Source organism: Candidatus Desulfatibia sp., assembly GCF_036446775.1.
Classification (GTDB): Bacteria; Desulfobacterota; Desulfobacteria; order Desulfobacterales; family UBA11574; genus Desulfatibia_A.
Window position 1 is genome coordinate 1 of record NZ_JAZFTO010000081.1, and the last position, 5,892, is coordinate 5,892.

The window sequence follows — 5,892 nt, forward strand, 5'->3', positions numbered from 1 at the left end:
CCTGGACGGAATGATAGCCTTTTACACAGCACAACCCCTTGTTGACAGAACTGTTGGGATCACCTTTCACAGCCACGGCTCGATCACCGGATACCCCGATCAGCAGGCCGCATCCTACCCCGCAAAAACGGCAGGGCGCCTTTTTCCATTGAATCATTCCCGCGGGGAGGTCTATGCTTTTCCATGCCCCGAAACTGATTCCCGGGAACAGGGTCGATGCGGCCGCAACGGCACTGTTTAAGGCCATGGTTTTAATGAATGATCTTCTGGTAATATTCATGTGGCACTCCTTTGTTTACGCATCCCCATGGCCAAATGTCATGCCAAGAGACTGTAATGATTTTAATTTTTTAAATTTTTTCTGTAACTCTTGCTCTTTTTCGTCGTCCGGCGTGTCGGTCACAAGGTCCAGGATCTCCTCATTTTCAGCCGGCGTCACCTCACAGTAGTCCAGCCCCGCAAGATCATTGAGCAGTTTCTCCTTGGCCCCCTTTACAGGGTATGCCAGATAGCTGAAAACAGGCATTGACTTCTCCTTCTTAAAATTGGTCTATAGTCGACTTTTTGCTACTGTCGTTAAAGCTGCGGGATTAATTAGGGTTTAATTTTCGACAATCAGGACGTTATTGACTATTGGGCTTTATTAGGCCAGAATAGTAAATACACCTTTAAAATCCAAGCATCTTTGAGCCTACAGGGGGAGCATGAAAGTTCGAGACATCATGACTACGGAAGTGGTCACTCTTAAGGTGGATGAAGAGTTATCTCTGGCAAGTGATATCATGACCCTGGCGCGAATCAGACACTTGCCGATTATTGAAGGCGACCGTCTGGTCGGAATCATCAGCCAGCGGGACCTGTTTAAAGCCTCACTGGATTCGGTAATGGGCTATGATTATGGGGAAGCCCGCGATCACCTGAAGACTGTTACCATCAAGGAAGTGATGAATGAAGAAATCATCACCATCGGACCGGATACGGAGATCCATGAGGCCGGACAGCTTTTAATTGAAAACAAAATTGGCTGCCTGCCGGTAATCCAGGGCAACGCTCTCCTTGGAATGGTGACCGAAACCGACATACTGCAGTTTTATGTCTCGCGTCACCAGAATCAAATCTCCGGTTATTAGTAATGAACAATAAAATTGTAATACCCGAATCCTGCATAGACAATTATTACTTCAAGATTGCCTATGCAGAATCCTGCATAGACAATTATTACTTCAAGATTGCCTATGCAGAATTCAGTGAGTAAGCACAACTTTCTGCCATCAATTTTAACGTCCCGCTGTAAAGCGGGACGTTTCATAAAAGCGCGCAGCGATTTTAGTCGGACTCATGCTCACTAAAACGAGCTGATGCGTATCCCAAATTTTAGGTGGATGATCGAAGCTTACTAACTAAAGAATTAGGATAGCCGGAGATTTGAACGCGGTGGAACGCTTCCGCCAGTTCGAAGTTTTCTCCCGCGGCCAGATCCCGACAAAAACCCCGCAGCCAGGCTTTCAAATCGGGAATACCTAATTCCTTGATCTGGGTGACATGACACTGCAGAGCGGTAAACTTGAGATCGAAGGTACTGGTGATATCGAAACGATAGTTGACATCTTCCGCGGCCCAGAAGAGAATCTCCTCCACTTTGTGCGGCTGAAGACCCTCCTCCAGCAAATCAGGATAAGCCAGATGATCCCTGGCCAAGGGGAAAACGGCATCCAGGGTAACCTGACCGATGATACGATGATCACGATGCCAGAGATAGCGCCTGTAGGGGTCGGACGTTACCACGACACTGGGCTGAAACATGCGGATCAAGCCAACGATATGTTTGCGCAACTGCGGAGTCTCCTCTAAGCCCTGGTCGGGATAACGCAAAAATTTGACCTCACGCACGCCCAAGACTTGGGCTGCCGCCAATTGTTCTTTTTCCCGTATTTGGGCCAGTAGCTCCGGTTTCATACTGCGGTCGCTGGTGCCTTTTTCACCGCTGGTGCAAACAACATAAACCACCTGTCGCCCCTCTTTCGTCCATCGAGCCACCGTTCCTGCCACGCCGAATTCAGCGTCATCCGGGTGGGCTGCTATCACCATCACATCCGCGGGAGTTGTCACGCTTAGCCTCCTGATTAAATTGCCCTAATTGAGTTAAAACTCAATTAGATGTTATCCGTTATTGGTTATCAGTTATTGGTTTTAACTGAAAAATAAACAGAATTATACATCGTATATGATAGAGATATAGAATAGCAGCTAATAGTCTTTCAATTAACGAATAACAAATAATTTTCAATTGAGCGTTATCGCTCAATTTGAGGCATAAGTCTGGTTCGTCAACACATTTGTGTATGCGTCCATGATAGCGGAAGCCACATTTGACCAGTCATACTCAAACACAGAGGCACGCACGGCTTCAGGTACCGGCGCCTCGGCAAGCGTTGCCGGCAAAAAGAACTCAATGCCCCTGGCCAGGGCAACAGGCGTATCGTCGCTGACCACATAGCCGGTCTGTCCCTCACGCAGAATACGCTTGAAGGCACCCACCGGCGTGGTCACAACCGGTGTGCCGCAGGCCAGGGATTCGAGCCCCACCATTCCGAAGCTTTCATAGCGGGAAGGGATCACAAGTACATTGGCCGCACTGTAGTATGGCGGCAGGTCGGATTGTTCGATCCGGCCGGCAAATATCACGCGATCCTGGACATCGTATTTAAGAACAAGCCGCTGCAAATACTGAAATGCCGAGGACTGCTCTCCGTCTCCGCCGACGATCACCAGCCGCAGTCGTGGGTGGTTGCGCAGGTAGGCAAAGGCCGCTATTAAACGGTCCAGACCCTTTAAGGGATCAAACCGCCCGACATAAAGCACAATCGATTCGTCCGCTTCAAAACCGAGCCGTCGCCGCGCGGCAAGCCGGTCGAGTGGTCGAAAAAGATTCAGATTAACACCGCAAGGCACCACTTTGATTTTTTCAGCAGCGGCACCATAAAAACGCATGAGCTTCTCTCTTTCTTTTGCGGTGGATGCCACAATACAATGGCACCCTTTTGCCAATCGTTTTTCACTGACAATGCGCAGCTCGGGTTCCGGCTCGCCGGCAGCCGCCATGTTCTTTAATGCGCCCAGCGTGTGAAACATGACAATATGCGGAACCTGCCAGCGGTTTTGGGCTATTTGCCCTAACAGGCCGGACAACCAGTAATGGCTGTGAATCAAATCGTAGCAAAGACCATCTTGCGCCTGGAATCTCTCCAGCGCACGAAAATAATCCTCCACAGTGTGGTAAAGAGCAAGTTTGGGCACCGGACCAACATGGCCGTTACTCAAATGGATCAGCCGCACATTTTCATCCAGATTAACGACCTGACCGTTTGTATGAGCATTCCGGCGCGTAAAGATGTCGAGGTGATGGCCGCAACGGCCCAGCTCACGTGCCAGCTCGCGGATATAGACGCTCATTCCGCCGGTGTTACGGCTCCCTAATGCTCCTATGGGGCTGGAATGGAGGCTGAGGATCGCAATTTTTAACGCTTCGGTTTTCATAAATTTATGGGGATAGGTGAATCCGGTAACTGAACAGCGGAAGCGGACGGCCACCCAAGTATCGTTTGTATTTTTCGTCTCCTTTGAGAAAGTCGTATTTGCGGCGGCCTCTTAGGATACTGTCTTTAATGCTCAGTACTTTACTGAGCAACCCCACGCTCAATGAACTAAAGCTAAGATCATAGCCGCTGTTGTAAAGATAGACCGTGGAATGATCATCAAAGCACATGGCGGCGGCCGCAGGCTGCCCGTCAAGTTCTAAAAAAGCAAGTCTTAGCATATGATGGGCTGCCATGCTTGCGGCCAGAGATCTAAAATAAGCCTCCATTTGCGAGGTCATGAAGGCTGCTTTGTCAGGCCGGTTCGACCTGAACAGCGCCATAAAAATATCGATTTCAGTGCGGACGGCATCGACATCCTCGATAATGCGGTATTTGACCTGACCGGCTGCATCCAGCCGCCGCAGCTTACGCCTGATCTCGTGGCGCTGTTTGCCGCTAAGTCGCTTTAGAAACTTTTCCCAGGAAGACGGCAATTCCATTGCATAGGTAACATTGTCCGGCTTGCAGACCACCCTGCATCCCAGTTTCGGTGCGATTTCAACCAAATCCTTGACTACATTTGATTCGCCGAGCACCGGCTTCAAATCCAAAAGCACAAAACCTTTGTTTTGTAAATACTCAATGATTACGGTGAAAAATTCCGGCCCTCTCTGCGGTGCAATAACAAAATCCATGTAATCACAAAGGTCGGAATGGCCCAACAGGCACGCTGTGGTTCCGTCGGCCATAAGCGGTGCAATCCCGATCAGGGTTTTTTTATGCCAGACGGCCAGGATGCACGGGGTCATTCCGGTGCCAAAATGACTCCACCAGGCTTGCATCCAGGCAGGCTCCATAAAAAGGCACTCCCATTGCAGCAACCGGCCGGTATCCAGGCGGCAATCCGAGACCTGATCAAAAGTTAAGGACGTCACCGAATAGTCGCTTTTGGAAAAAGTAAGCTTTTTACTTTCTGTATCTCTCGTTGCAATCTTCATTTCATAACATAAGGTTACTTAGTGTCCATCCACGAATCCAAAATGAACACACTGGGTGTCCAATTCATAAATGAGATATTTTTTCGATGAGCAAGGCCGCACAAGGGTTTTCGCCCGAGGCGTACGTCTGTACGTCGAGGGCGGAAACCCGCGGAGAACGCCGCTCATCGGGAAAATAGCCATTTATGGATGGACGCTACTTATATTCAGCCTGTTGGTGATTAACTCTTCAGCCGCCAGCGGGAACCCTCCTTCGTATCCTCGATGGTGACATCCACTTTCTCGAGGCACTCGCGAATAGCGTCAGCATCGGCCCACTGTTTTTTACCTCTGAAATAGTTTCTTAAATTAAGCAGTTCTTCCACTAGCGGGGCCAGACAATCTTCTGTACTTTGTGGCGCAGACGCCAGTCGGGTTCCCAAAAGAACGATCTGCTCGCGTAGGATTTCCCTGGCCTGAGAGATGAATTCTTCGCTTTCCAGTTCCTGGTGCGCTTGCCATATACTTCGATCCAGCTCCAGAAGTGCGTTAACGGTTTTTTTAGAGTCGTGCTTTTCAAGACCTTCATCAAAAACCGACTCAAGGGTACGAACGGTCTCCCAGAAGGAGCCCTCCACATCGCCGGCATCGGGAGGAGCGGCGACGCCGGCAACCGGCGACTGAAGCCGCTCCTGATCCCCGACATCCAAACCGCGCAGAATATCCAGCCCAAAACAGTCGCCTTTTTCAAATATTTTTTCAACACCACCTCGGCGCAGAGTTACGCGTCCAAGGCCTTCGATGCGAACCTGCCCTTTTTCCAGTTCAATGATGCAGGCCGTATGCTCATCCAGCCCCAAAACAGCAACATCTTCGGGCAGCTGCGATTCAAGCACCTTGAAACGCGATTCACCCATGTAACAGAAGCGGGTATCGTGAGTGCCCCCTTCAGCGTTGTTCCAATGTGGTATCACGGCAAGATCGAAACCAAAACGCCCCAGAATATTGATTCCATCAAACCAGTAAGGCTTTTCACCCACCTTATAAATCTCATAAACCGGCAGCGTGAACCGTCCCACCGTCAGCGCGGCGGCGCTGGCCGCTACCAGGCAACCGCCGTTTTGGATACGCTCGGTAAAGATATCCGGAATTAAGGTTTGCCGCCATTGTCTTATAGCATAGGTGGGACTGCCAGGACCTATCAGAATAAAATCAGCCTGTCGCAGGGTTTGTAAAGCCTGCTGGGCTTCATAGGACGAAGCAGCCTCGGCGGACGTAAATGAAGCGATACTCATGGGATGCTGCACATGGGAATCAAAATAAGCCACTGCTTTGCG

8 protein-coding genes are annotated in these 5,892 nt (G+C 49.9%); 2 read left to right on the forward strand and 6 right to left on the reverse strand.

Annotation, left to right across the window (positions count from 1 at the left end; all coding sequences use genetic code 11):
* The coding region (locus tag V3S16_RS03535) for a twin-arginine translocation signal domain-containing protein (protein ID WP_413883295.1) at positions 1 to 280 on the reverse strand (280 nt) is incomplete at its 3' end.
* A 15-nt stretch (positions 281 to 295) separates the two neighbouring features.
* Positions 296 to 526, reverse strand: coding sequence for a hypothetical protein (locus tag V3S16_RS03540; protein WP_413883296.1), 231 nt, complete (start codon positions 524 to 526; stop codon positions 296 to 298).
* Between the two features lie 178 nt (positions 527 to 704).
* Here V3S16_RS03540 and V3S16_RS03545 point away from each other — a divergent pair, with 178 nt between their 5' ends.
* Both V3S16_RS03545 and V3S16_RS03550 read left to right on the forward strand, forming a co-directional pair.
* Positions 705 to 1,130 (forward strand): CBS domain-containing protein, encoded by a 426-nt coding sequence (locus V3S16_RS03545; RefSeq protein ID WP_413883297.1) that lies wholly within the window; start codon positions 705 to 707, stop codon positions 1,128 to 1,130.
* A 2-nt stretch (positions 1,131 to 1,132) separates the two neighbouring features.
* The gene (locus V3S16_RS03550; RefSeq protein ID WP_413883298.1) at positions 1,133 to 1,255 is read left to right on the forward strand and encodes a hypothetical protein; all 123 of its coding nucleotides are present in this window, start codon (positions 1,133 to 1,135) and stop codon (positions 1,253 to 1,255) included.
* 119 nt (positions 1,256 to 1,374) lie between these two features.
* Here V3S16_RS03550 and V3S16_RS03555 read toward each other — a convergent pair whose 3' ends face one another.
* The 4 genes from V3S16_RS03555 to V3S16_RS03570 all read right to left on the reverse strand — a co-directional run.
* Entirely contained in the window at positions 1,375 to 2,109 is a 735-nt protein-coding gene (locus V3S16_RS03555; RefSeq protein WP_413883299.1) for a PIG-L deacetylase family protein, read from the reverse strand.
* A 192-nt stretch (positions 2,110 to 2,301) separates the two neighbouring features.
* Positions 2,302 to 3,537: a glycosyltransferase gene (locus V3S16_RS03560; RefSeq protein ID WP_413883300.1), complete on the reverse strand. Its 1,236-nt coding sequence runs from the start codon at positions 3,535 to 3,537 to the stop codon at positions 2,302 to 2,304.
* Positions 3,538 to 3,541: 4 nt separating this feature from the next.
* On the reverse strand, positions 3,542 to 4,576 hold the full coding sequence (locus V3S16_RS03565) for a GNAT family N-acetyltransferase (protein WP_413883301.1): 1,035 nt from the start codon (positions 4,574 to 4,576) through the stop codon (positions 3,542 to 3,544).
* A 221-nt stretch (positions 4,577 to 4,797) separates the two neighbouring features.
* Positions 4,798 to 5,892, reverse strand: a 1,095-nt coding sequence (locus V3S16_RS03570) for a hypothetical protein (RefSeq protein WP_413883302.1), incomplete at its 5' end; no start/stop codon positions are given.